We start from the raw sequence: 1,813 nt of genomic DNA on the forward strand, positions 1-1,813 counted from the left end.
TGAAATGAGCATTTGAGGTTATAGCTGTTTTGTTTTAGTTTGGTGTTTTGTGTTGCCAGCCCCTTAAGCGGGCGTTAGCTTACTCACAAACAGTAATACTATAAGCAGGCTTAGAGATGTGGTCGTTTGTTAGTATTCGAAAAATTCTATGCGTAATTTCGGTATCAACAATGTCTAATCTTAATGTTGTTCTGGTGACCAGTTTATTATTAAATTTGGTGCTGGACACAATGGAAACTGAGAGTTCTAGGTTTGTAGCAGTAATAATCTCCATTTTAGTGTCGCTGTCGTTTATCCTCGATGAGCGAACTTGGTTTCTGTCAACGATGGATAAGCTAGCTGAGTGGTCAAAGACCTTTTTCATAGCTTATGTGACTTGTGAAATCACGCTAGTTCTAAACTTAGTGTATATCATGGTTAACAAGTACAGTGTGAGTTCAATGGCTTGGTACACGCCGAGTTTATTATTAGCCGCTTTTTCTCTCTATAGAATGCTCCAAAAGCGTTAGGTGAAAGTAAGCTAACAAACGCCTCAAGAGGGACTGTCAACGCGTGGCATTTCCAGTCCCATTGAGCCGAAGTGGTTACGGTTGCTGTGTTTGAGTTTAGTGTAATGCGTTGTCAGCCCCTTAGGCGGGCGTTATGTGCTTTCGAGGAAAATTATGAAAAGACGTATATTGTTGGTTCTCTCCATTTTTGCTTTTACAGCCACAGCTTCGGATGAAGAAATAACTTTCGATTGCGATAATGCGGTGAGCACCCTTGAAATTAACACTTGTGCAATAATTGAACTAGATTTAGCAAGAGCAGAACTCTCGAAGTATCTGAATGTAAGTTTTGAACATAATTCTGCTGATTCTGAGTTAGTTAAAGCGATCGAGGTTGCTCAAAATGACTGGCAAGCCTATATGTCCTCTCACTGTAATTCTATTTATACGAAATGGCGTGAAGGTACAATTCGTGATGCGATGACTATTTCATGTGAAACTAATCTAACGGTGCAGAGGACTCATGAGGTTTGGGCACATTTCTTAACCTACATGGATAGTACCCCACCAGTATTACCGGAGCCAAAACAGTAGCTAGTCAACCACGCACATAACAAAGCATTTAAGATGGACAATCAACGCGTGGCATTTTCGGTTTGGATGCGCATTTGAGGTGACAGCTGGTTAGTTTGAGCGCAGTGGTTTACGTTGCTTGCCCCTTAATGCGGCGTTATGTAACCGTAGAGAAAAAGTCCACAATGTATTGAAAATTAAAGTGTTTTTATGATTCCTTTACTTTGAGTTTAACTTCTACTTTGTATGTTTTATTCTTTTAACTGATTGTTTTAATTGGTTATTTATACGGTTTGTAAAGTTAGTCTTATTCCTGTTGATTTGGTTTTCGTCTTCTTGTTCTTCGAATCTTTATTCAGCACTTACTGGTGAAGCGGGTTTGCGTTCAGCTTCTCTATAGTCATGATCCGCAGAATCAAGTTACTTTTGTAGTTGCCAGAGTTTTTTCTACTGGGTCAATGCTGACTTTTCGTGTAAGTTAAATCGTGTTTGGCGATGCTGTTTTTTATAATGCTTTGAAATAATTAGTAAAGTTACATAACAAAGCATTTAAGAGGGACAATCAACGCGTGGCATTTTGGGTTTGGGTGGGTATTTGAGGTTACGGCTGATTAGTTTAAGTTCGGTTGTTAGCGTTGCTTGCCCCTTAATGCGGCGTTATGTAACCGTAAAGGAGAAAAAGATCACAATGTATTGAAAAGTAGATGTTTTTTATGATTGATCTAATTTCAATGTCGACTTTTTCTGAGTGG

Annotated in this window: 1 protein-coding gene; it reads left to right on the forward strand. The window is 39.1% G+C overall.

Annotated elements, in window-relative coordinates; translation table 11 throughout:
* Window positions 1-662: 662 nt before the first annotated feature.
* Complete coding sequence (locus EXA13_RS16490) at window positions 663-1,082, forward strand: lysozyme inhibitor LprI family protein (RefSeq protein WP_238097180.1); 420 nt, start codon at window positions 663-665, stop codon at window positions 1,080-1,082.
* Window positions 1,083-1,813 lie beyond the last annotated feature (731 nt).

The sequence above is a fragment of the Vibrio cincinnatiensis genome (assembly GCF_022113815.1).
GTDB classification, from domain to species: Bacteria; Pseudomonadota; Gammaproteobacteria; order Enterobacterales; family Vibrionaceae; genus Vibrio; species Vibrio cincinnatiensis_A.